At 43.0% G+C, this 24095-nt stretch carries 26 protein-coding genes and 2 pseudogenes; 23 read left to right on the forward strand and 5 right to left on the reverse strand.

Annotated features, from left to right (window positions below):
* Positions 1–6: 6 nt before the first annotated feature.
* Together FTV88_RS14905 and FTV88_RS14910 are read right to left on the reverse strand one after the other, a co-directional pair.
* The gene (locus tag FTV88_RS14905; RefSeq protein ID WP_162008082.1) at positions 7–897 is read right to left on the reverse strand and encodes an efflux RND transporter periplasmic adaptor subunit; all 891 of its coding nucleotides are present in this window, start codon (positions 895–897) and stop codon (positions 7–9) included.
* Positions 898–1041: 144 nt separating this feature from the next.
* A complete protein-coding gene (locus FTV88_RS14910) occupies positions 1042–2223 on the reverse strand; it encodes a class I SAM-dependent methyltransferase (protein WP_162008083.1) in 1182 nt (393 codons plus the stop codon).
* A 126-nt stretch (positions 2224–2349) separates the two neighbouring features.
* Between FTV88_RS14910 and FTV88_RS14915 the strand changes: the two genes are divergently transcribed.
* The 14 genes and pseudogenes from FTV88_RS14915 (at position 2350) to FTV88_RS14980 (ending at position 11555) form a co-directional block, all read left to right on the forward strand.
* Positions 2350–3582, forward strand: a complete 1233-nt coding sequence (locus FTV88_RS14915; protein WP_153726336.1) for an NAD(P)/FAD-dependent oxidoreductase — start codon at positions 2350–2352, stop codon at positions 3580–3582.
* A 138-nt stretch (positions 3583–3720) separates the two neighbouring features.
* Complete coding sequence (gene rd, locus FTV88_RS14920) at positions 3721–3876, forward strand: rubredoxin (RefSeq protein WP_153726337.1); 156 nt, start codon at positions 3721–3723, stop codon at positions 3874–3876.
* Positions 3877–3952: 76 nt separating this feature from the next.
* Positions 3953–4036: pseudogene (locus FTV88_RS15950) on the forward strand (rubrerythrin family protein); the annotation flags it as partial.
* A 135-nt stretch (positions 4037–4171) separates the two neighbouring features.
* Entirely contained in the window at positions 4172–5026 is an 855-nt protein-coding gene (locus FTV88_RS14930) for a PHP domain-containing protein (RefSeq protein ID WP_153726338.1), read from the forward strand.
* Positions 5019–5396 (forward strand): 6-carboxytetrahydropterin synthase QueD, encoded by a 378-nt coding sequence (gene queD / locus FTV88_RS14935; protein WP_153726339.1) that lies wholly within the window; start codon positions 5019–5021, stop codon positions 5394–5396. Before FTV88_RS14930 ends, queD begins: the two co-directional genes overlap by 8 nt.
* A gap of 30 nt (positions 5397–5426) precedes the next feature.
* A complete protein-coding gene (locus FTV88_RS14940; RefSeq protein ID WP_153726340.1) occupies positions 5427–6029 on the forward strand; it encodes a hypothetical protein in 603 nt (200 codons plus the stop codon).
* A gap of 2 nt (positions 6030–6031) precedes the next feature.
* Positions 6032–6754 (forward strand): YkgJ family cysteine cluster protein, encoded by a 723-nt coding sequence (locus tag FTV88_RS14945; protein WP_153726341.1) that lies wholly within the window; start codon positions 6032–6034, stop codon positions 6752–6754.
* Between the two features lie 47 nt (positions 6755–6801).
* Positions 6802–7149 carry an STAS domain-containing protein gene (locus FTV88_RS14950; RefSeq protein WP_162008084.1) on the forward strand — a complete coding sequence of 116 codons (348 nt, stop codon included), beginning with the start codon at positions 6802–6804 and terminating at the stop codon, positions 7147–7149.
* A gap of 7 nt (positions 7150–7156) precedes the next feature.
* On the forward strand, positions 7157–7768 hold the full coding sequence (locus FTV88_RS14955; protein WP_153726343.1) for a chemotaxis protein CheC: 612 nt from the start codon (positions 7157–7159) through the stop codon (positions 7766–7768).
* A gap of 36 nt (positions 7769–7804) precedes the next feature.
* Entirely contained in the window at positions 7805–8215 is a 411-nt protein-coding gene (locus FTV88_RS14960) for an ATP-binding protein (RefSeq protein WP_153726344.1), read from the forward strand.
* Positions 8216–8348: 133 nt separating this feature from the next.
* On the forward strand, positions 8349–8555 hold the full coding sequence (locus FTV88_RS14965) for a DUF1858 domain-containing protein (protein ID WP_153726345.1): 207 nt from the start codon (positions 8349–8351) through the stop codon (positions 8553–8555).
* Between the two features lie 217 nt (positions 8556–8772).
* A complete protein-coding gene (pduL, locus tag FTV88_RS14970; protein ID WP_153726346.1) occupies positions 8773–9414 on the forward strand; it encodes a phosphate propanoyltransferase in 642 nt (213 codons plus the stop codon).
* 121 nt (positions 9415–9535) lie between these two features.
* Complete coding sequence (locus FTV88_RS14975) at positions 9536–10594, forward strand: HD-GYP domain-containing protein (protein ID WP_153726347.1); 1059 nt, start codon at positions 9536–9538, stop codon at positions 10592–10594.
* A gap of 73 nt (positions 10595–10667) precedes the next feature.
* Entirely contained in the window at positions 10668–11555 is an 888-nt protein-coding gene (locus FTV88_RS14980) for a YitT family protein (RefSeq protein WP_153726348.1), read from the forward strand.
* Here FTV88_RS14980 and FTV88_RS14985 read toward each other — a convergent pair.
* On the reverse strand, positions 11522–13036 hold the full coding sequence (locus FTV88_RS14985; RefSeq protein ID WP_162008085.1) for a DEAD/DEAH box helicase: 1515 nt from the start codon (positions 13034–13036) through the stop codon (positions 11522–11524). The two genes, FTV88_RS14980 and FTV88_RS14985, sit on opposite strands and share 34 nt — an antisense overlap.
* Before the next feature lie 233 nt (positions 13037–13269).
* Here FTV88_RS14985 and FTV88_RS14990 point away from each other — a divergent pair, with 233 nt between their 5' ends.
* The 3 genes from FTV88_RS14990 to FTV88_RS15000 are packed head-to-tail and all read left to right on the forward strand — an operon-like array spanning position 13270 to position 15874.
* Entirely contained in the window at positions 13270–14001 is a 732-nt protein-coding gene (locus FTV88_RS14990) for a glycosyltransferase (RefSeq protein ID WP_279236998.1), read from the forward strand.
* Positions 13998–14384 carry an EamA family transporter gene (locus tag FTV88_RS14995; RefSeq protein WP_153726351.1) on the forward strand — a complete coding sequence of 129 codons (387 nt, stop codon included), beginning with the start codon at positions 13998–14000 and terminating at the stop codon, positions 14382–14384. The genes FTV88_RS14990 and FTV88_RS14995 overlap by 4 nt, the downstream gene beginning before the upstream one ends.
* Positions 14351–15874, forward strand: coding sequence for an ArnT family glycosyltransferase (locus FTV88_RS15000; RefSeq protein ID WP_153726352.1), 1524 nt, complete (start codon positions 14351–14353; stop codon positions 15872–15874). Before FTV88_RS14995 ends, FTV88_RS15000 begins: the two co-directional genes overlap by 34 nt.
* A gap of 6 nt (positions 15875–15880) precedes the next feature.
* Here FTV88_RS15000 and FTV88_RS15710 read toward each other — a convergent pair.
* Positions 15881–16632 (reverse strand): annotated as a pseudogene (locus FTV88_RS15710) (sulfite exporter TauE/SafE family protein).
* A gap of 130 nt (positions 16633–16762) precedes the next feature.
* On the opposite strand from FTV88_RS15710, the gene FTV88_RS15015 reads away from it, so the two are divergent.
* The 6 genes from FTV88_RS15015 to FTV88_RS15040 all read left to right on the forward strand — a co-directional run bounded on the left by FTV88_RS15015 (position 16763) and on the right by FTV88_RS15040 (position 22873).
* Complete coding sequence (locus FTV88_RS15015) at positions 16763–17512, forward strand: LytR/AlgR family response regulator transcription factor (protein ID WP_153726355.1); 750 nt, start codon at positions 16763–16765, stop codon at positions 17510–17512.
* A gap of 117 nt (positions 17513–17629) precedes the next feature.
* Positions 17630–18388 carry a ZIP family metal transporter gene (locus FTV88_RS15020; RefSeq protein ID WP_153726356.1) on the forward strand — a complete coding sequence of 253 codons (759 nt, stop codon included), beginning with the start codon at positions 17630–17632 and terminating at the stop codon, positions 18386–18388.
* Between the two features lie 88 nt (positions 18389–18476).
* Positions 18477–19121: a GerMN domain-containing protein gene (locus tag FTV88_RS15025; RefSeq protein WP_162008087.1), complete on the forward strand. Its 645-nt coding sequence runs from the start codon at positions 18477–18479 to the stop codon at positions 19119–19121.
* Positions 19122–19373: 252 nt separating this feature from the next.
* Positions 19374–20825 carry an N-acetylmuramoyl-L-alanine amidase family protein gene (locus tag FTV88_RS15030; protein ID WP_153726357.1) on the forward strand — a complete coding sequence of 484 codons (1452 nt, stop codon included), beginning with the start codon at positions 19374–19376 and terminating at the stop codon, positions 20823–20825.
* Between the two features lie 135 nt (positions 20826–20960).
* On the forward strand, positions 20961–21818 hold the full coding sequence (gene murI / locus FTV88_RS15035) for a glutamate racemase (protein ID WP_153726358.1): 858 nt from the start codon (positions 20961–20963) through the stop codon (positions 21816–21818).
* A gap of 74 nt (positions 21819–21892) precedes the next feature.
* Positions 21893–22873 (forward strand): 2-hydroxyacyl-CoA dehydratase family protein, encoded by a 981-nt coding sequence (locus FTV88_RS15040; RefSeq protein WP_153726684.1) that lies wholly within the window; start codon positions 21893–21895, stop codon positions 22871–22873.
* 488 nt (positions 22874–23361) lie between these two features.
* On the opposite strand, the gene cudC is transcribed toward FTV88_RS15040, so the two are convergent.
* The gene (gene cudC, locus FTV88_RS15045; protein ID WP_243137194.1) at positions 23362–23889 is read right to left on the reverse strand and encodes a choline uptake/conversion transcriptional regulator CudC; all 528 of its coding nucleotides are present in this window, start codon (positions 23887–23889) and stop codon (positions 23362–23364) included.
* Positions 23890–24095: the final 206 nt, after the last annotated feature.

Consider the following 24095-nt stretch of genomic DNA (forward strand, 5'->3'; position numbering starts at 1 on the left):
CTCGATTCATGTCTTAATGGGGGAGTCCCCTTTCACTTTTACACTTTGCCCCGTTGTAATAGATAGTCCTAAGGGAAGAATGACTTCATCACCTTCCTCTAAGCCTGAAAGAACTTGGACGTGATAATCATCTTGAATGCCGAGCACAACATCAACGGCCTTGGCGCGGCCTTCTCGTAAAACATAGACTTTTGCTTGGCCCTGCTCCTCGAAAATCGAATCAACGGAAATCCGCAGATCGAGTACTTCTTCAAGAAGTACCTTTCCATCGGCTGTCATGCCTGCATAGACTGTAATTTCTTTGGGTACGGATAGAGTTATTTGAAAACCACGATTTCCTTCTATATCTCGCCGCGCCATTTTTGATAGTGTAAGTACTTCTCCTGAAAAAGTTTGTCCAGGATAACCTATAAATGACCAGAGAACGGGTAAACCTGGCTTTACTTGCAATACTTCTGTTTCATCAACCATTGCTTGAATTACTAGCTCACGGGTATCGCTAATTTGGCCCAAAGGAACACCGAGAGGTACCCATACACCACTATGAGCTTGCTTTTCCGTTAACTTTCCTGCAATGGGGCTCGTAAAGTCTTGTTCAGCAATACGAGCTATGACTTGATCTTTTCTTACATCATCACCTTCTTGCACCAGCCACTCTATCACGCCAGGGCGAGATGCGTAGAAGGCCACTTCCCGCTGTGGGCGCACTTCTCCACTGATCCAGAGCTCACGCCATACCGGTCCTTGCTCTACTGATATAGTTTCTACTTCGAGTGGTTTGGGCACAAAATAAGAAAGAACTAGAAAAGTTGAGGAAGAAAGAAGAAGTAAGGCAAAAAGACCGGAATAGATATTTTTTTTTCGCTTTGCACCATCTTGCTGGGATAAAGAAAACAAAAAAGAGAACCCCCTTTTGGCATAGATCGTTTACAAAAAAAAAGACCAGATAACTCTACGGAAAGTAGAACTATCTGGTATCTTATCCCTTTACTGTTTTTTTTATGATCTTTTATGCCCCTAAAGAGCCTACAGTATAGAAAATTAAAGAGGAAAAGCTTCCCGGCCTCGCTGACGTAGTCCCAACAGCTCCTGCACTGTTACAGCTTTCGTCTGAATTAGTATGCGAAAGGTTTCACCCATTCCCCAGGGCTGTATTAATTTCTTTAACTGCTGCTGTCGACGAAAATCATCTACTGTCATAGTTGCTCTTGGCTTCATTTCTTCAGGATCAAGCAAACTTATAAGAAACCACATCTGATTGGTTAATCCGACTGTACGCCAACCTCGTTCCTGTCCTAAGGTATGCAATGCTGTAAAATCAACGTGGGTCGTTAGATCTTTTAAGCCCACTTCTTCAAAGGGATTGCTATTGGCTTGATGCTGAAAATAAGTCATCAATGTACCTTCGCGACGGGAAGGGTGATAGAGAACTTCAGCCGGATGACCGTAATCAATGGTTAACAGAAAGCCACAATGAAGATGCCGATCAATCCAAGTTAGCCAGTCTCCTATAGACGGATTGATCTCAATAATTTGACCTTCCTCCAAGGCAATGCCACGCTGAGAAATATGTTGATCTACCCATGAAGCTAAACTTTCCTGAGAAAGGGCACCTTCCTGCCAGGCAAAGGTATCTTTTTGGGAGGTTACATAAAGCTCTTGCAAACCGGACTCTCGTTGAACCAACCGATGAACAGGCAAGGCATCAAAAAACTCATTGCTAAGAAAAAGACCTTCTATATTCTCAGGCAATTGATCCGGTTTTGACCAGCCGTAGGAGCCTTTTGATGCTGAGACAGGCAAGTCATAGGATTTGTATGCTATAAGCTCAGAGAGTCGCTTCTGTTGTTCTTCTTTACGCTGTGCACTTACTTCAACAAGGTGGTAAATAAGGTGCTCTGCTAGTTCAGAGCTTTGCAAAGCTTCTAGGATGCTGTGAGCCATTACTCCTCGCCCAGGTCCGAGCTCAACGATAGAAAAAGGAGAGGGACAGCGAAGAAGACGCCACATTTCTTCGATTTGTCTAGCCAACAATTGACCGAAAAGAGGGCTTACTTCGGGGGAAGTGATAAAGTCGCCTTCTCGTCCCAAAGGGCTTCGGTCTGCTGTGTAATAGCCGAAGTCACGATGATACAAAGTTATATCCATAAAATCACGAAAGGTGATAGGACCATTTTTCATTTGCGCTTTCAGATATTCTTGTAATTGATGATGCCGCATCATCTTGAAGCCCTCCTTCGCCATCGCTATTTTGAAATTCATCATAGCATTGATAGGCTTACTTGTCCAAGTATTCTGGCTTTTACAACCCTTTCTTGGTTATAATAACCTTTACAAGGAGGTGCTTGGATGGCAGTTAAAAAATTGTTAATCCTAGGTGGTGGCATGGCAGCCCTTTCTGCAGCTGAAGCGGCTCGAGAAGCGAATCCTACTGTAGAAATCGTGATGGTTGCCCGAGAGCCAGAATACCCTTATCTACGGTTTCGACTTTCTTCATTTATAGGTAAAACTGTTGACACAGCACAATTAGGAATCAAAAAACCTCATTGGTACGAGGAGAAAAAAATTAAGCTGCTAAGAGGAACAGCGGCCTTAGCAATCAACAATGCGAAAAAAGAAGTTAGCCTTAACAATGGTGAGACAATCTATTACGATCGACTGATTATTGCAACAGGCTCTCGCGCCATAAAGCCTTCTATCGTAGGCTCCGAATTACCACAAGTCCATACTTTACGAACCCTAGAAGATTTGCGCAAAATTAACATAGGGATACAGAGGAAAGAAGAGGCTAGATGTTCTGTAGTCATTGTTGGTGGTGGTCTTCTCGGACTAGAAGCAGCCTGGGACCTATTGCAAAAAGGCTTTTCTGTCACTGTCTTGGAAAGAGGATCTTATCTGCTTCGTCGCCAATTGGATGAAGAAGGCGCGAAATTTCTAGAAGAGAGGGCTTGCCAAGAAGGCTTGAACCTGATCAAGTCTGCCAATGTAGCTGAAATACACTCGAAAAATGAGCAGTTGGAAATACACTTGCAAGATGGCAGGGTTCTTGAAGGCTTTATGACCCTTTTTTCTGTAGGTGTTCAGCCTCAGTTAAACCTTCTGCGACAAGGGCAATTGTCTATGGAACGAGGATTGGTCGTTAATGCCAACATGAATACTTCAGATCCGGCTATATTTGCAGCCGGTGATGCTGCTGAATATGAGGGAAAAATTCCAGGGCTTTGGGCTGTCGCGATGGAACAAGGAAAAGTAGCTGGTTATAATGCTGTTACTGACCCAGCGCAGTGGCGGTCCTACGCGGGCTTTACGCCAGCAAGTATGCTCAATGTTCTTGGCACAAAAGTTTTCTCTTTGGGACAGATTGACTCAAAGGATATAGAAGTAACAACGCTACAAGAAATCGATGAAAAAAAGGGGCAATACAAAAAAGTTTTTCTTCGACAGAGCCGTATTATAGGCGCTATATTACTCGGTGATCTAACCATAGCCAATCGATTGCGGGAAGCTATCGCTACAAAAAGAGATTTTTCTAAGCAAGAGCTTTCAGATTTTATGAATTTACGGCAGTCGTTGGGGCTTTAAAACAGCTGATCTATCATGGAAATTCTTCGTACGTAGATTTTTATTAAAAAATACTTTTCACATAAACAATAGCGACACTTGGCAAACTTTACAAGCCTTGCTATGATGAATAAGAGAAAGAAAGGAGTGAATAACGAGATGAAGTATAGTTGCCTTCTCTGTGGTTATGTTTACGATCCAGCGCAAGGTGATCCAGAAAACGGTGTTGCTGCAGGCACTGCTTGGGAAGATGTATCTGCTGACTGGGTCTGTCCACTATGTAACGCTGGTAAAGATCAATTCGAAGCTGTATAAGATAGCATCATAAAAAGCTGTTCACATATCTTGTGAACAGCTTTTTATGATCTCCCGATAGGTGGAATAGGCAGCTCACGATTATTTCGATGAATCCTCAAAAGACGAAGCTCGTCATGCTCAGATGTTAAAAGGCATGTTAGATCGATATTTTGCGTAAATAATCTAAATAATAGATCCTAATTAGAAGGCAGGGTGCTCTAAGCTCTGCCTTTTTTGCTATAATTTAAGAATCTTGATAAATCCGTAAAGACTATCCTACTTCATCTTATTTTTGTAGGAGGAATTGAGTGCGATGGACTACATTGATTTGCATACCCATTCAACAGCATCGGATGGAACTTTTCGGCCTAGCGAGCTAGTGCAAAAAGCAAAAGCAGAAGGTGTCAGCGTACTAGCCATCACAGATCATGATACTGTCGATGGTGTAGAAGAAGCACAGACCTGGGGTCGCCTATTAGGAATCGAAGTTATTGGGGGCGTCGAACTTAGTGTGAATTATAACAACCAAGAAATGCATATTTTAGGGTATCATGTAGATAGAAAAAACCCTCTTTTGCTAGAAGGATTGCACAAGTTACGCCATTATCGAGATATTCGCAATCCTTTGATGATTGAAAGATTGCAGAAAATGGGAATTTCGATTACTCTAGAAGAAGTAGAAGAAATGGCTCGTGGACAAATTGTGGGTCGTCCTCATTTTGCGCAAGTTCTTATGCGCAAAGGCATTGTATCTTCTACAGCGGAAGCTTTTGAACGTTTTCTAGGAGCAGGTCAGGCTGCTTATGTGAAAAAAGAAAAGCTTACTCCCCAAGAAGGCATAGAGTTGCTAAAGCAAGCGGGAGCCATCCCTGTCTTGGCGCACCCTATTTATCTGGAAAAGCAAGAAAAAGAAAGCTTTTCGGCGATCCTAGGAGAATTGGTCTCCTATGGCTTACGAGGGATAGAGGCCTATTATCCAGAACACTCTGCCGAAGATGTAAAAAAATTTGTAAGCTTGGCGCAAGAACATCATTTGCTGATAACAGGAGGCAGTGATTTTCATGGTTCCAACAAACCAAAGACAAGATTGGGCAGAATTATGTACAATGGAAAACCTATCCCTTCTTCTGTAACAAAAAAAATGAAGGAGTGCTTACTCAATGTATGAACTAATTGTGCAAAGTCATTTTGATGCGGCTCACTATCTACGGGACTACCCAGGAAAGTGCGCCCAGGTGCACGGCCATAGCTGGGATGTGGAAGTCGTTTTACAGGGAGAGCAGTTAGACAATCTAGGTATGCTTGTTGATTTTGGTATTGTAAAAGCAGAATTAAATCGTATCTGCGATCAACTTGATCATAAAATGATTAATGAACATAGCTATTTCCAAGAACATAACCCTACAGCAGAAAACTTAGCACGCTTTTTTCATGAACAATTGACCGAATGGGTTAAAACAAGGTATTCTCATATCATAGTAGCTTCTGTAGAAGTATGGGAGTCACCACGGGCTTCCATTCGCTACAAAGCTATCTAAAAACTTTTTTGATTCATAAGGAGAAAGGATATGTTAACGTACGAAGACGTCTGGGAAGAACTGCTGAATGCATTAGAAGATTCGGGGTTGGAGCTTTTTGATATTCAACACTTTATTGAGACTGGCAGTTGCCTACGCGAGTTTCGCTGTTTCTGTCAGGTCCCCGATGCCACTGTTCACTCAGAGCTCAAGACGGAGATTGCCTTTCTCTGGGATGCCAGAATGACGGCTTCATCTCTTTATGAACCTGTTGAGACTTCGAAACAATTTTTAGAAGACACCCATAATCTAAAGCAAGTTGGTCCCTTTAAGAGGAGCCAGTTAAGTGGTCCTATTCTAGAGTTAGAGATTAAATATTATTTTCCCGCAAAAGATTTTCAGTGGGCTGGTTTTTTGTCGAGAAGGGTACAGAGCATTATCAGCCACATGGTTGAACCGCAGAACTCTCCAGAAGTCAACTTTGAAATTTCTGTAGACTCAGATCAACAAGTTCAGATTCATCGAGCCTACGCAATCTATCGTTGGCCCATACAGTTAGATAGTTATGAAACGCATTTCGATGCTTTAGGCAATGAAATCTCACGAATTTTAGAGGCGATGCATCATTCTGGCCACTTTGAGGAGTCTTTATAGCGATGGATAACAAAGTCATCTTGCAAAGTCGTCCTTTTTCAACGGGACTCGGCTATGATGTCGTTGCTTATGAGCCTGATGCAACCGTGGCCGATTATGAGAGAGCGGTAGAAGATTTTTTTACGCAAGCGCGATGGACTGTATTACGACAGTCTAAGCAAGAACAGCAAGGGTGGGACCATTGTTTTGGTTGCCCCCTTTGCTGCTCTGAACGAATCCCCCTTACGATAGGCGATGTTGTGCGTTTGGTTTCTGCCCTTCCCGGAAAAGATGAGCATAATAGTTTCGTCCGTAGCAGGGATCTAGAAGAAGTCTTGCGTACTTTTGCTCAAATCGATTGTCTGGGGGGCGCCGTCGATATCACACTGAAGCGCAATGAAGAGGGTCAATGCATTCTTTTTGATAAGCAGCGAAATTGTTGTCGACATCATGCTTTGCGTCCCCTTGTATGTAGAACTTTTTTCTGCTCCTTCTTGTCCCATCGCGCAGAAAAGCTTCGTCTGCGTTTGATCAATGCCGGTGAAGATGAACTTGTAAGGATAAACTTACGGTTGAATCTTTTACCTGATCTATTGCAAGAAAAAGTCTCAATAGAAGATTATCCCACTACAACTTGGTCTGCAGGATATAATCTAGATCAAGATAAATTCTCTAAAGACATAGAAAGTATTGTGCAATTAGAACCTTTTACTGTGTCTCTTGGTCTTGTCAGGTTAAACAGATAATGGTATGCTTGTGTTAAAAAATTAGTCCTGTAAAGGGGTTGGGACGGGTGTTGGAATTCCAGACCCGAGAACTCGGCTCATCGAATGTGCTTGATGTTAGAGGGGAAATCGACGGTTTAGGATTGGAACGATTTAAAGCAGGTCTGGCTGAAGCAGGCAAAGGCGAAAGCAAAGCAGTTATTCTGAACTTTACCGATGTCATGTTCATTAGCAGCTCAGGTCTAGGTGCCTTGGTCGCATTTTACAAGCAATTGCGCTCACAAAACCGAAGGCTTATTGTCTATGGCTTGCGTGATGTGATTCGTCAAGTTTTTGAGATAGTGCGACTTAATAAAGTGATTATACTCGTCGATACAGAGAAAGATGCATTGAGTTTGCTTGAGATAGAGGAGTGACTCATAGATGGACTTTCTAACTTTAAATCCCATGCAAATCGATGCGTTGAAAGAAGTTGGCAATGTAGGAGCTGGCAATGCCGCCACTGCGCTGTCTCAAATGGTACAACGAACCATTGATATGAAAGTTCCGGCGTTGAAAGTAGTGCCTTTTCAACAAGTAGCTGATCATATGGGTGGCGATGAAACTATTGTGGTAGGCGTATATCTTCGCGTGGACGGCGTGGCGCCAGCAAATATTCTTTTTGCTTTAACCGAAGATTCTGCTAGAAGAATGGTTGATTTGCTTCTAGGTTTGCCCCCGGGAACGACAGCCACATTGGGAGAGATGGAAAGTTCGGCTCTGCAAGAAGTGGGGAACATTTTAGCAGGCACCTATTTGAATGCGCTTTCTATGTTTACCAATATTACTTTTGAGTCTTCTGTGCCTGCTCTTGCTGTTGATATGGCGGCGGCTATTATTAGCGTCGTTTTGACGACAATCGCAGAAGTAGGAGATCATGCCATGCTTTTAGAGACAGAATTTCATGGCTTGGATATTGAAGTGCGAGGGACGCTTTATTTGATTCCAGAAGAAGGATCTTTAGAACGCATCTTGAGTTCATTAGGTTTGGCCTAACATTAAAGGGTATCTAGCTAGAAAGGGCGTAAACACATGGACATGATTGAGTTGGATTTGGTAAACCGTTATGGTGAGTTAGCCCGTGTCCATCGCTTGATTGATGAACTGGGTCTGAAAAATCATTGGGATCAGGCTGTAATATTTCAATTAAAGCTAGCTCTATCAGAAGCGATTAACAATGTAATCAATCATGGATATGGAGGAGAAGGTGACAAGCCGATTACGCTTCGAGTTATTGTAAAGGCAGAACAGATAGAGATTCAAATTTTTGATCAGGGGAAAAGTTTTCTAATTCATGAGCGTGAAGCCAAGACCCCTCCTCCTTGTAGTGAAAGTGGTAGGGGTATTTTTTTGATTTTCCACTGTATGGACAAAGCTCATTCTGCTCGAAGAGGGAACTGGAACGAATTAACTTTGGTTAAAGAGCTCAGAAAAAGCTGCTAAAGCACATGAAATGCTTTTTTGCGCTGGATTACCAGTAAATGCATCTCTTTTTTACTTTTATTGCACCATCTACGAGGGTATTGTATAATTGAGCCTACGGTGTTTTCGAGCCCGTAAAGGAGGTGTTGTTACAATGATCACAAAAGATATGAGTATTGGTGATACCGTTTCAAAATTCCCACAAGTTGTACCTGTATTCATGAGCTTTGGAATGGGTTGCCTCGGTTGCTCTGCTGCTCGATTTGAGAATATTGAGCAAGGTGCTCGTGCTCATGGTGTAGATGTAGATAAATTGATTGCAGAATTGAACCGTGTAGCCAGCCAAGGTGAAGAAAAGTAATTATTGAATGCAAAAAAGAAGGATTTCTCACTGAAGTGAGAAATCCTTCTTTTTTGCATTATTCAGTTTATTTGGACCTTACAATCGTCGAGAAAGCCCTTTGTTGTGGTGAATATTTTTGCAATTACAACTTATTTGTAATATGTTGCACAAAGTCGCTTGTGCCAAGTATAATTAGATTATCATTTTACGAATAAATCGGGAGGAGAACAGCATCATGACAAAATACAACATTCCCGTACAAGTACCTGTCGGTGTTTCTAATAAACATATTCATCTCTCCCAGAATCATCTAGAACAACTTTTTGGACCCGGTCATAAGTTGACTGAATTGAAACCTCTTTATCAACCTGGACATTATGCATGCAAAGAAGTTCTTACCATTGCTGGTCCTAAAGGTATTATTCCCAATGTACGGGTGCTTGGTCCTCTTCGTTCTCAAACACAAGTGGAAGTATCTCGTACCGACTCTTATTTACTAGGAATTAAGCCACCTCTTCGTGACTCCGGAGACCTAGAAGGCTCAGCTGGCTGTATCTTAATGGGTCCGAAAGGAACAGTTGTCTTAGAAGAAGGCGTAATTATAGCAGCCAGACACATTCATTGTAGCCCTGAAGAAGCAGAAGCGCTTCAACTGAAGGATAAAGACCGTGTCAATCTTAGTGTGGCAGGCGAAAGATCGGTTATCTTTAACAATGTGCTAGTACGAGTAGCACATGGCTTGCGTTTAGAGCTTCATGTTGATACTGACGAGGCGAATGCTTCCTTCTTAGGTAATAGCGATTTCGCTTATATTCTTGAAAAGTCTACAGAAAAAGAAGCGATTCCGCTTGTAGTAAAAGAGTTCCAAAAAGTTTAAAAATCGGGTGCAATGAAGAAGAAAAAAACATGGTATAATCTTAAGTGGCTACATTTTATTTGGTAGTCACTTTTTTGTTCTATTGCTATATTATGTGGGAGAGAGGAAAGAAGGGAATACTGTGCGACAAGTAGGCATTGATTATGTCAATATTGGTGATGTTCTTGAACGACCTATATTCGCAGCGGATGGCCAAGTTCTTTTGGGGCGAGGCGTTGTATTGTCAGCAGGATATATCTCTAAATTGAGAAATCTTGGCATGACTGCCTTATACGTGAGAGATGAAAGATTTAGCGATATAGAGATTCGAGATGTTGTCACCGAAGAGACTCGACGAAAAGTGTTACGCGGTTTAAAAGATTCCACGGACATGATTCGCAGTGGAAAGAACTTTGAAAGTAAAAAACTTAAAGACTCGGTTCATCAAGTCATAGAAGAAGTAACAGCCAATCACAGAGTATTAATTAGCTTTCCTGATATTCGAACGAATGAGAACCAACTGATGGCTCATAGTGTTCAAGTTTGTGTTCTTAGTACTTTACTGGGCATTGCTTGTGGACTTGATCGCTTTAGGCTTGCAGATCTAGCTACAGGAGCTCTTCTGCATGACGTAGGCATTACTTTGCTCCCCAAAGAGATTGCTGCTAAAAGCTTTTTGAAAATGACAGAGGATGAAAGAAAGTGCTTCAATGAACATACCACGAAAGGCTTTGAGCTTTTAAGGAAAAATGGAAATATTAACTTGCTATCGGCCCATGTGACCTATCAACATCATGAACATGTAGATGGTACAGGTTATCCACGAGGCATTGCTGGTGAGGAGATTCACCTTTTTGGTCGTATTACGGCAGTTTGTGACCTTTATGACAACTTGGTCAACGGTGGTTTAGAAGGCCGTAACTTGTTGCCTCACGAAGCTTGCGAATATCTTATGGCCCAGGCTGGCTCTCGTCTTGATGTAGAATTGGTGCGGCTTTTCTTAAAGAGCATCGCTGCTTACCCAACCGGTTCTTCGGTGCGTCTGTCTACAGGAGAAGTTGGTGTTGTTGTCGATCAGAACAGCTCTATGCCGATGCGTCCTGTAATTCGAGTTCTTGAAGAGCGCAGTCGTGTTATTGAGCCGATTGAGTACAACCTTATCACAGAAAAAACTGTTTTTATTGAAGAAGTATTTCGCTAATAGATTGTAACGTTAACAAGCTGGGCAATCTATCAGACAGAAGTCGATAGATCATATGCAGGCGAGTTGACGAATGAATATTTGGAAAAAGCGTATCAAAAGATGGTCCTATGAGATTACTGGGATTGCCCTCGGTTCTTTTATTTTTGCTTTCGGCCTTAACTATTTTATTATTGCCAATCGTTTAGCAGAAGGCGGCCTCACTGGTGTCGTACTGATTTTACACTATCTCTTTGATTGGCCTGTAGGGCTTACTTATCTTCTCTTGAACTTGCCTTTGTTTATAGCAGGGTGGCGTTTTTTAGGATCTGATTTTGCCTGGAAAACCCTTGTGGGTACAGTCTTTGTATCACTGGCCATTGAGCTGACAAAGCATTATCAAGCACCGATGACGGAAGACCTGCTTTTGGCTTCTTTATACGGTGGTGGTGCTGTTGGTCTTGGCCTTGGCATTATCTTTTATCTCGGAGGTAGTACAGGCGGCGCTGATGTTGTAGCTCGCTTTATCAATCATTACGGAGGCTGGCCGATTGGGCGAGGGTTGTTGCTCGTTGATACAATAGTGATTGTTGCAGTAGGCATTTTTTTTGGCTTGACTGTTGCTCTGTATACGCTCGTTGCTGTCTTTGTAGCCACAAGAGTGATTGATTTTGTCCAGGAAGGTGCTTATTCGGCCAAAGCTGCTACGATCATTTCTAAGAAAACCAAGATTATTGGAGAAGAAGTCGTTAGCAAGATGGGCAGAGGCGCTACTGTTTTTGTAGGCCGTGGAGCCTATACAGCACAGGAGAAGGACATTCTTTACTGTGTGGTAAGTCGAAGCGAACTCGTTCGTCTCAAAGCACTTGTCTATGAAGTAGATCCAACAGCTTTTATGATTATCAGCGATGTTCACGAAGTCTTTGGTGAAGGCTTTCGGCGATGGCCTTATAAAAGAAAAAGTGGTGCTGTAGATGGTTGAAAGGGAGTTAAGGGCCTCTGTAGAGGGGACTTCGGCTCTCTTTTTTCTTGTTCTGTTTGAATTTCTAATAGATGTTCAAGAACTTCTTTTTCCATCTTTTGACTTGCTTCTTGACTATATAAAAGCTGCTCTAAAGAACCGACCGTTGTTGTGAACATATTGATTTTTTCGTTCAGCAAGTCTAGCATATATTCCTCGATGGTATTGCGTGTACTTAAGTTGTAGACATGGACGTCTTTCTCTTGTCCAAGGCGATGAACGCGGCCGATTCTTTGTTCTAAACGCATAGGATTCCAGGGTAGATCGTAGTTGATCACTTGATGGCAGAATTGAAGATTAATTCCTTCACCACCAGACTCTGTCGAAAGAAGGACTGGGATGTCACTCTGGTAAAATTCACTTTGGGTAATAGAGCGGGTCCATCTACCTAAGCCACCATGGTACGTTAAAAAGGGAATCCCGTCACTTTGCAAATGCATGGCTAGGTAGTCCAAAGTTTGAAGATACTCCGTAAAGATAATTACTTTGTCTTTGCTGTTTTTGATAAATTCTGTAACTACACGTCCTTTGGCATTATGGCGAATTTTTTTGGCAAGAGGTATTAATTCTGTCAAGCCCATTGCTTCAATTGTCCCTAAAGCTGCAAAAGAGCTAGAGCAGACTTCGCGTAACAAGGTTAATAGACCGAGGACACTTTTTTTCTCTTCTTTACGACGTTGAAATTCGCTTCGTAGATATTGTACGACAGCATTATAGAGCACTCTTTCTGGCTCGGTCAGCTCAAGAGGTAGTAGATGAACTTTTCTTGGTGGTAGTTTTACTTCACATTCATGGCGATGATGACGAACCATAACTCCGGCAAGGATATCTTGTAACTCCTTAGGACTTTTTGGTTCTCTCTTGTTCTTCATAAAGGCGCTTTGAAAATCTCGAAAGACGCCGAAGTAGCCAGGGCGAAGGAGATCGACAAGATGATAAAGCTCTTTGAGATCGTTTTGCACAGGTGTTGCAGTTAATAACAAGAGGTTGCGGCATCGTATCGATCGAACGAATTGATAGTTGCTACTTCGTGGGTTCTTAAGCCTGTGGGCCTCATCAATAATTACAATATCATACTCGATAGATTGAATAAGCTCTGCATGAGGCGACCGTTTGGCCAGATCTAATGAAGCAACAACAAAAGGATGCCAGTTCCATCCATAATCCCGTTTGTTTACCCAGCAAGGGAATTCGAATTTGCTGCGCATTTCATGGGCCCATTGGCCTGTTAAGTTGGCGGGTGTAAGAATCAAAACTTTTTGTGCTTGTCCTCGATGTTGTAACTCTTTGGCAAAAAGGCCTGCTTCAATTGTTTTGCCCAATCCGACTTCATCGGCCAGAATGGCTCTACCAGCCATTGGATAAAGAGCTTTCCATGCTGCTTGTACCTGGTGGGGCAAGGGCTCGAAAGATAGCTGTTGCAAGCATTGTAAACGGCCCAATCTACTCATCCTTCCCAAGGTACTGAAAGTAATTATTTTATTCTTCTGCTTATATCAGTTTTTCATGTTTGGTAAATATTCGGCTGCTTATCTTTTCAATTAACAGGTGTATATCTCTGGTGAGTGTACATAATAAGAGAAGTCTATTAAAAAAACCTTGGACAGCCCATGGTAATTTTTGATAATATAACTTGAGAAAGAAATGACGTATAAGGAGGGCAACGGCCCTGTATATTCTTCTACCGGCTTACAATGAAGCAGCTAGTTTGCCAAAGCTATTGCAAAAATTTCACAGCCTTCGTCGGGATTATGAAGATCTGAAAATTGTTGTTGTTGACGATGGTTCACAAGACGAGACAGCGGCGATTGCAGAAAGCTTTAGTGAGGTACTCGATGTAAAAGTAATACGGCATGGTGAGAACAAAGGGTTAGGCTGTGCGATGATGACAGGCTTGCAGTGGATTTGTGAAAAAGGGACACCGAATGATGTTGTCGTTACCATGGATGCTGATGATACCCATGACCCCAATCATATTCCTGCTATGTTGAAGAAAATGAATGAGGGGGCTGATGTAGTCATTGCTTCCCGCTATCAGCAAGGCGGTGAACAAGTTGGGTTGTCTCAATATCGTCGGCTTATGTCTTGGGGCGCTTCAACTTTTCTAAGTGTTCTATTTGGTTTAGAAGGCGTCAAAGATTACTCTTCTGGTTATCGCGCTTATCGTGTCGGTCTTTTGCAGCAGGCTTTTGAGCGCTTTGGCTCACAGTTTATAGAGGCTCGTGGCTTTGACTGTATGGCCGAGATACTACTAAAATTGCGACCTTTTCGACCTCAATTTGCCGAAGTACCTTTGGTGTTGCGCTATGATCGCAAAGCAGGACCTAGCAAGATGCCTGTTCTGGAGACGGTTTTTCAATATCTATTTTTGGCTAGAAAAGCTGCAAGGTTGGATGATCGTTCATGAAACACAGCTTAGGTGATGGTCTTCCCATTATTCTACTTTCTATATTTATGGGCGCAGGTGGTCAGGTCTTATTTAAACTCGGTGCGAATAAGCTAGCTTTTCCTGAAGGTGCTCCCCTGGGGACAATGGCTGTACAAGGTTTCTTACAGATTGTTAAAAATCCCCTGATCCTTGGGGGATTTTTACTTTTTGGAATGAGCTCCTTACTCTGGATTGTAGCGATTTCTAAGGTGGAACTTAGTCTTGCTTATCCTATGGTGAGCCTTGGTTATGTACTGGTTCTCTTTTTGTCATGGGCTTTACTCGGTGAAACGATTACCTTGATTCGGATCAGTGGGGTGCTAGTTATTTGTTTAGGCGTATTTTTGATCGCGCAAAGCTAGGTTTCCAACCCGACTTACAAGGGTTACATAGTCCTTTCGCACCTTGGTTGTTAGGAGGACTTCTTTTCGTCGCTTTATTGCTCCGCTTGCAAGGCATTGATGTGCCTTTTGCTGACTTTCACAGTTGGCGCCAGAGCGATACAGCGGCTGTGGCTCGTCATTTTTATGAATTAGAAATGAATATTTTGCGACCGCAGCTTCATTACTATGGTGCACCACCCAATTATGCAGAGCTTGAATTTGGTTTGCTGCCCTTTATTACAGCTTTACTCTATCACCTCTGGGGAGGAGAAGCTGTTTGGATAGCACGTTCTGTTGTTGTTTTATTTTCTATTTGGTCTATTCTATCAATTTATCGAATTGCTCATCATTTTTGGGGTACTTGGGCAAGCCTTGCTGCTGCATTTGTACTCGCTTTACATCCAACGTATGTTTATTTTTCGCGCTCTTATCAACCCGACGTTCCGATGATTGCACTGGCCTTAGCGGGTCTTGCGAATTTTTTAGCTTGGCGGAATAAGGGCTCTCTTTTTCATGCTGTACTCGGATGTTTTTGGTTAACGCTAGCTGTTCTTGTGAAACCACCGGCTCTTATTTTCTATTTCCCGCTAGCAATATGGTGGTTTTATTCGGACCGCAACTGGTATATTGCCGCAGCGTACCTCTTTTTCCCGATTGCATTTACGGCAGCTTATATATGGTCTATCCATGGCATTGCGCAGCATCCTTTTGTATCAGGTCTTACCATTGGCTTTGCCGGTCGTCTGTTAGAGCAAGGGATCCCTTTAGGTTGGTTTAATGATGTTGCTCGTGGTCTGTTCTTCTATACTTTTACGCCGGCTCTTTTGTTGCCTGTCCTCGTAGGCTTATGGCGCGCCTTCAGTAGCGATGCTTGGAAGTGGATTCTCCCCTGGATCGTCGGTTTAACGGCTTTTTTTATGCTTGCAGGCAGCAACGTCTTAAATCTATTACAATATTACTATCTTGTTGCTATACCACTTGTTGCTCTTCTGGTGGCAGCTGCATTATCGGAATCAGAGCGATTTCAAGATATGAATAGCTGGATTTGGCGGCAAAGCTGGCAAAAGATACGCTATACTGTACTGTTTTGGCTTTTTTTAGCAGGAGGCTCTTATCTCGTCGTTAACACCTATCATTGGTGGTTGCCACAATGGTGGTTGCAAGGTGAACCATGGCGCTACGAACTTTGGTACAATGTCGATGAAAAGGTCTTGCAAGTCGGAAGTAAGCTCGATGAGATCACGGACAAAGAAGATTTGCTTTTAATCGTTGAAGGGACCCCGCGGACCCTTTTTCATAGCAGACGCTTTGGATGGTTTATTGAGCCAACTCTTTTTAATGATACCTATCTGGAACGAGCTCGAGCAGAAGGTGCTGCTTATCTTGTTTGGATGGATAAGGATCCGCCTCCTTATGAGGGGGAGCGGGTATGGCATGAAGAAGGTTTTTGGCTTGTTGATGTGAGATAGAAGAACTTAAGGTTTTTTACCTTTCTTTGAAATGGCTTTCCGATGATTTACTACTTCATAAATACCCATAACGACTAAAAAACCTCCGAAAATTTTACGCAAGAAGGGTGCTGGCAAATGGGAAGCCAGTGTTGCTCCTATTAAGGCACCTACAACAGCCCCGGACGCTAGTAAAAGAGCGAGCCGGGGCTTTACGTTGCCATTTTTAAAATGCGTAATAATGGCTACCGTAGAAATGGGTAAAAAGGCAGCTAGTGCAATGGCTTGGGCTTGATGTTGTCCGAGTTCGAGCAAAATGACAAGTGAAGGCACAAGCAGTGTGCCGCCGCCTAAAGCCAAACCGCTTAAAACACCGGCAAGAAGGCCGATGATTCCTAAGAAAATGGCCATAACATTCTTACTCCTGCTACTATCATAAATAATCCCAATAGAAGGCGAAGATTCTTTGGTGAGATGTGATTCATTAAGCGAGCACCTAGATAAGCGCCAACCATACCTGTAAGGGCGACAACGATAGTAAGTTGAAGAGGCAGAAAACCATGATACCAGTAAATTAAAGCGCTGGTGAGTGAGGTAGGTAAAATGACTGCCAAGGAAGTTCCATGGGCTTGATGTTGTGCCAGACTCAGAAAAAAGACAAGGGCTGGAATGACAATGGTCCCCCCACCTATGCCAACGAGACCATTCACCAGTCCTGTCGCCAGGCCGGCTAACAATAAAAAAAATAAAGTTCGTCGATTTACAGAAAAAAAAGACATAATAGCCTCCCTGCCTTGTGTCCTCTATGGTTTTCCCAAAGCTTCTAAGAAGGAATCTGGTATTCCATGTCTAATTACAAAAGTAAAGAGAAAAGGGAGCAGGAACTGTACACACAAGGGGGAGCAGGTGATGAGATTACGAACCTTGATTGTCGATCAAGAGCACATGGCCCGTCAGAAGCTACGACAACAGTTAGAAAAATACGATCTGATCCAGCTCGTTGGTGAAGCATCCTCTGCCCAGGAAGCCTTTGATTTACTCGAACATATCGACTATGCATTGATTTTCACAGAAGTAGAGCTTGCTGGTGGAAATGGGTTGGACCTTTGTGCCCGATTAAAAGAATCTGCGAACCCACCTCTTGTTATCTTTGTGACATCGTCGGAACAATATGCTTTGAAAGCCTATGAAGTTGATGCCATTGATTATCTGTTAAAGCCTTTTGCCGAAGAACGTATCGATGAGAGCATTCGTAAAATCAAACGCTTTAAGGCAAAAAATCAGTCTAAATCAAGTGCTTCCATGTCTTTGCAAAAAAATGTTTATCTAGGAATCATTCCCGTGGAGAAAAATGGGAAAACCATTCTTCTTAACCAAAGTGAAATTGTATATGCTTTTACTGACAAAGATGCTGTCTATATAAAAACAGCAGGAGAGCAATTTATCACCAAGTACACTTTAAAAGAATTAGAGACACGCCTGCAGGGACAGCATTTTTTCCGCTGTCATCGTTGCTATCTCGTGAATTTAGAAAAAACCAAAGAAGTGGTTCCTTTTTTTAACGGAACATTCACACTTATTGTGGATGATCTCGAAAAAAGCGAGGTTCCTGTCAGTCGTAGCCAATCGAAAAAGCTAAGAGAGTTACTCGGTTTATAGTAAAGAAAACTCCAGTGATACACTGGGGTTTTCTTTTTATTTTATCCTTTCTCCAGGGTCTTCTCTCATCAAAAAACACATATATAAGAGAGCAAGAAGAAGAGGGGAGCGGGTATCGTGGGAGGTGCTCTAGAAGACTTAATTGTGCCCATGCTGCTGCTGAGCTTTGTAGCTGGCTTTGCCACAACGCTAGGTGCCTTTGTTGTCTTATGGTGGCCCAATCTGCAACCCCAAAAACTTAGTGCTTTTCTTGGCTTTGCCAGTGGTGTAATGATAGTTGTCGTTGCCCTCGATCTATTACCGACGGCCTGGCAGTGGGGTGGGCTAGGTGCTATGGCAACCGGTTTTGTCATGGGTTTCATAGTGATTGCAATAGCCGATCTACTTTTAACTCGCCTCACAAGATCGACCCTAGGAAATGGAACCATGGCACCTTTACGGAAAATGGGTTACTTGATTGCGATTGGCATTTCATTGCATGACTTTCCCGAAGGTATTGCGATAGCCGCAGGGGCTGCTGCAGAAGTTCATCTTGGTTGGGTTGTGGCCTTGGCCATTGGGCTACACAACATTCCTGAGGGGATTGCTACAGCGGCACCTTTACGCATGAGTGGCTTACGGGCCTGGAAAATTATTTTGCTCACAGTCATTATGTCACTGTTTACGCCACTTGGCACTTTACTTGGCTTTGGCTTACTTGCTATATCGACAGAAGTGTTGGCACAACTGATAGCCTTAGCAGGTGGTGCAATGGTTTATCTTGTCTGGGATGAGCTATGGCCTGAAGCGAGAAAAAATAGCCCTTTCTGGGCTTACACAGGTGCCTTAATCGGAGCCCTTTGCATGGTTGCTGTTTCCTTCATTCATCACCACTAAAAAGGGCAAAATCAAAAAATGGGAATATAAGGGATGACTTGTCCATATCTATGAAACAAAAGAGTTTCATAAGGGAGGACGAGTGGTCATGGACAAAGATAGAAGCTGGTCAGCAGGTATTATCTTGCTTGTCACAGCGCTGGTTATTGCTTTTGGTCTTGGAGGATGCCAGGCCATAGATCGGTATGTATCTATGAAACAAGATTTTAAAGCGAAAGAAACAGGCGTTATACCGACAGAAGGAACAGTCGTTATGGAACAAGAGACCTTTGAGCAAAGTGCAGAGCTCGATATGGACAATCCTCCTTTCTTAGGGGAGCAATACATACTAACGCTCTACTTTGCTGATTCGAAAGGACAAAATCTCGTTGCCGAAGAAAGATCGATACCCAAAACAGAAAGCCTGGCTCGCTCGGCTGTGCAAGAGCTGATTAAAGGACCAAACTTGACACAAGATGCCTCACCAACCGTTCCAACCGGTACAAGGTTATTGGATATTAATATTCGGGATGGAATTTGTATTATTGATTTAAGCAAAGAGTTTAAAACGAATCATGAGGGTGGTTCAGCCGGAGAGACCTTGACAGTGTATTCCATCGTAAATACACTTACCCAGTTTCCAACGGTAGAAAAAGTGCAGTTTCTGGTTGAAGGTCAGATCATAGAAAGTATTGCTGGTCATATGGATGTCTCTCAGGCTATGGCTAGACATAATGCTATGATTGCGGAATAACCATGATTTTTATGTATAAATAAGAAAAAAAAGCCCGCAACTGTCGTCAAAATTCAGACGATGGTTGCGGGTTTTTTTGATCTACTTTATGATAGAAGCAGGGCATTTAAGAACCAATTCGACAAAAAAATGGTCATAGATGCGAATCTTTTTGGTAAGGATTGCTGATTGTAGCAATTCATCAAGTGAGTGAGATGGGGATGGGGATGTGAGAAATAACTCGCATTTTTTTAAGCAGGAGGCAAGTGTTGAATGAAAAAAGAAATGATAACGCTATTACTAGGAGGTGTCTTGTTACTGTCTCCCCTTGCTTCTACGATGGCAGAAGCAGGGCAGAATGGCGCATCACCAGGTTGGATTCATTCTAGCTGGCAAATGTTAAACCAGCAGCAAGAACTAAGAGGAGATCAGAAGGAATTAAGACCAGAGAAAAAGGATTTGCCAATAGAGATGGAGAACTCTCTATTGCCAGAAGAACAGAAAAATACAAGAGCTGTTGTAAATGGACAAGTTGTCAATATCCGCTCCGGCCCTGGCACTTCCTATTCAATTCTCACTACATACCGGGCCGGGCAGGTCGTTGAAGTCATAAAAAGTCAAGATCAATGGTCGCAGATTCGTATGAATAATGGCTCCCATGGCTGGATAGCACAATGGCTCTTACAATTTCCAGAAGAAAATGTAAAGAAAGAAGAACCAAAGGATTTCAAAGATGAAAATCCTACATATGATGATTCTAAAGAAAGAGATAGTCGCTTTGGCGTAGACCAGGGTTCTTGGTTGATCACAACAGAGTATTCGACCAATATTCGAAGCGGACCGGGCTGGGAATACAGCATTATAAAGACTGTGCCGAAAGGTCAAAGCTTTGAACTTCAGCAAGTACAAGATAATTGGTATCAAGTGTTGGAAAAGGGGCAGGTTATTGGTTGGTTAGCTTCCTGGTTAGCAAAAGCAGAACCCCTTTCTCCACAGGAGCCAGTCCAAGCAGACATCGATATGGAGAATCGAAGAAATGTTGGTGAAGCCAGTCGAGGAGGCTATAATCCGACTGCGCCAGAAAACAACGTAGGAATTACACCTGAGAGTTATCTAAACTCTTCTAGCTTGACGGGTAAGACCATCGTTATTGACCCTGGCCATGGCAACTTAAATCTTCGTTGGAACGTTATTGATCCTGGTGCGGTAGGTCAACTGGGGACGAAGGAAAAAGATATTTGTCTGGATATAAGCTTACGACTGGAAGAGCACTTGAAAGCTCGGGGCGCGACTGTTATTCTGACACGGCGTGGAGATGGCGATATCGCTATTTCCAATGAGTTGCATTATCGAGCGGAAGTGGCCAACTCTGCCCAGGCCGATCTTTTTGTAAGCATACACAACAATGCCCACTTTAACAAAGATGTAGGAGGCATTGCTACTTTTTACTATGCTTCCGGTTCCTTGCAAGGACAAAAAAGTGAGAGAGTACGAGTTGCTTCTATGATTCAACAAGCTCTGGTACAAGAACTAGGGCGAAGAGATATTGGCATTAGAGAAGCGAACTTTGTTGTCTTACGAGAGACCAAAATGCCCTCTGTTCTTGTAGAGATCTTATTTATCTCTAATCTAGAAGAAGAGCGATTGTTACAACAAGAAGATATCAGAGAAAGATCAGCCCGCTCTATTGCAGAAGCATTAGAACGGCATTTTGAACAGCCCTAATGGTAACAGATAAACAAGCACGTGAGTTTTTTTCTCACGTGCTTCCTTCGTTGGTAACTTTTCTTTTCACCAAGCATATTATATGCTATGGTTTAAACGGACGATTTAGCGCCTTTTGGCTAGGAGTGAGGTCTTTTGAGACGTTGCCAACCTATAGGACTTTTTGATTCAGGTGTTGGCGGATTAACAGTGGCTCAAGAAATATTTCGCCAACTTCCCCATGAAGAGATTCTTTATTATGCCGATACAGCTCATGTACCTTATGGCCCTCGTCCTGCAGAAGAACTAATTCACTTTGCGACTGAGATTACCGCTTTTCTCGTGTCACAGGGTGCCAAGATGATCCTCGTAGCCTGTAACACAAGTTCTTCTCTGGCACTACAAATGCTGCAAGAGCGTTTCCCAGTACCGATCATAGGCGTAGTCGATCCAGGTGCACAAGAAGCAGTTCGTATTACTCAAAACGGACGGGTCGGTGTTCTTGCTACAGAAGCAACGATTCGAAAAGGTGCTCACAGCATGCGCATTCAAGAACTCGATCGATCCATCCAGGTAATAGGTCAAGCTTGTCCACGCTATGTGCCTTTGGTTGAATCGGGCCAATATTTATCAGCAGAAGCAGAACAAGCTTCTCGTCTCTATCTTCAGCCCTTGATGGATGCATCGGTAGACACAATTATTTTAGGATGTACCCATTACCCCTATTTAGAACCATCGATTCGCAAAGTTATTGGTGATAACATTCACTTGATCGATCCAGCTCGACAAACAGTCGCTAGAGGAATAGCTTTGATCGAAAGTGGTCTCGTACCAGCTCGTGATAGCCGCTATGGAAAACCTTGTCATCGTTATTACGTTAGCGGCGATTTACAGGCATTTCGTCAGGTCGGTGGACCACTCATTGGAATGCATCTTTTAACGGATATTCGCCAAGTTTCTCTCCATGGAATCTTAGATGGAGCTGCTCCACAGCTCATATCTGCAACAGCCTGAAAGATGGCACTGCGTAGAATCTATCGAAGAAAGACTTGGAATTTGAAAGTGTGATTTGGGCGGTACAAGACGATATGAGCAAAAAAGTTGGAATTACAACAACCATACCAATAGAAGTTGTCTATGCAGCTGGTTTGAGGCCTGTTGATCTAAACAATCTGTTTATTGCCGGAGAAAAACCAAATGAAGCAGTAGAAAAAGCAGAACAGGCTGGTTATCCACGGAACATCTGTGGTTGGATCAAAGGACTCTATACAACTCTGTTGGAATCAAAAGAGATCGAGCAGGTTATAGCCGTCACACAAGGGGACTGCTCTAACACCCATGCTTTGATGGAAACTTGGCAAGCTGCAGGAATTGAAGTGATTCCTTTTGCCTTTCCCTATGATGGAGATTATGATCTGCTCAAATTGCAGATAGAAAAACTTATAAAAGCGCTTCATACAGATTGGGATAGCGTTTATCTATGGAAGCAAAAGCTTGATAGAATACGCCAAAAAGCTCACCAAATCGATACGTGGACCTGGCAAAAAGGTTCTATCGATGGGAAGAACAATCATCAGGCTTTGGTTGGCTGTTCCGACTTTGACGGCAATCCTGATCAGTATGAAGCCTTTCTTGAACATATGCTACAAGCTGCAATTGGACAAGAACAAAAAGGGGCGGTGCGCCTTGGTTATGTAGGCGTACCACCCATCTCCTATGATCTATACGATTATATTGAAAACCAAGGTGCCCAGATTGTGTTTAACGAGGTGCAGCGACAGTTTTCCATGCCCTTTGAGGTTTCTGACTTGGTCAAGCAGTATCAGCAGTACACCTATCCTTACTCCATTTTTCATCGACTCCGGGATATAGAGCAAGAAATTGAGCGTCGGAATATTGCGGGCATTATTCACTATACGCAGAGCTTTTGCTTTCGTCAAATCGAAGATATTATTTTGCGACAAAGGCTCAATGTGCCCATATTGACCCTTGAAGGCGATCGACCAGGGCCTATAGATGCGAGAAGTCGCATGCGGATTGATGCTTTTATTGATATGTTGGCGTATTAATAACACAGCCCCCGGGCATGACTGGTCAGTACGAAAATAGATAATTTGTGGTGGGGTCAGGCGTTATGAATTCCTTCCGAACGGACTCATCCCACGCCATGAGCGGCAGCAAGCTGCCGATGGCTGAGGTCTGAAGTCCTCTCTCCAGGAAGTCATAACGCCTGACTCAGGTACATTTTGCTGGTTGTGACTGAGTTTTGGGCCTATTGCATTGCAAATACAATAGGTAGTTGCGGATAGAAGAAAGTTTCGCCAAGCTATTCCAACGGAAGTAACAATCAGCAAAAACCTTCTGGGTCAGGGCATCACGCTTTCCGCAGCGGGACTTGGGACCTCAGCTGTCGCCAGCTTGCTGGCGGTAACAGCGTGGGACCAGTCCAGAGCGGAGGAAAGCGTGATGACCTGGCCCCTCTATGAAGTAACCCCAACGTAATCAGGAAATATTGATTTTCATCGTTGGTTGTGCCCGACTGGGCATGACTGGTTAGCTAACGAGGAATATACTTAAAAATTTCACCCGTTTCAAAAGCATCAACAAGCCGATTCAGCCATTGGTAGTACTGTTGAGCTTCTTCAAGTCGGGCTACATCTCGTTGTGCTTTTTCTCTTAACTCATCAGGTGTTCTTTCGTCTGCGATCACAGCTTGAAGTTCTGAGAGAGAGCGTTCTATGGCGGCTTGGTTCATAACACTGCTTTTGCGCCACTTGATACAAAAGAAATGACTGAACGTTTCATACCAATCTTCTTCGACACGGTAGAGATCTTTTCGAACGCCTTTTTTCCATGTCTTTTCGACCATTTTGAGGTCTGTTAACGTTTTTACACCTGTGCTCATGCTCGTTTTGCTCATGCCCAGGGCTTCGCTCATTTCTTCAAGCGTCATCGGTCCATCGTTAAAATAGAGGATACCGTAGAGTCGACCGATAGAAGGAGTTACGCCATAGAGGTCCATATTCTTAGAAAGAGCTTCTACGACTCTTTCCCGCGCTTTTTCGATGCGCTCTTGTGCATCCACTGTTGTTTCCTCCTTCATTATCTCGCTCCATTGCCTTCTACAGTTTGCCTCTTTCATTGTATATAGATCGATTAATAGATGAGATTTTTTCCTACACACCCTTTTGATTCTAATTGATCCCGCTGTTTGATGTAAAGTAGCAACATTTCCTTTAATGGATAGGAATCTGGAGGATATGTACGGTGAAGGGACTTATGCTTTGTACA

The sequence above is a fragment of the Heliorestis convoluta genome, from assembly GCF_009649955.1.
GTDB classification, from domain to species: Bacteria; Bacillota; Desulfitobacteriia; order Heliobacteriales; family Heliobacteriaceae; genus Heliorestis; species Heliorestis convoluta.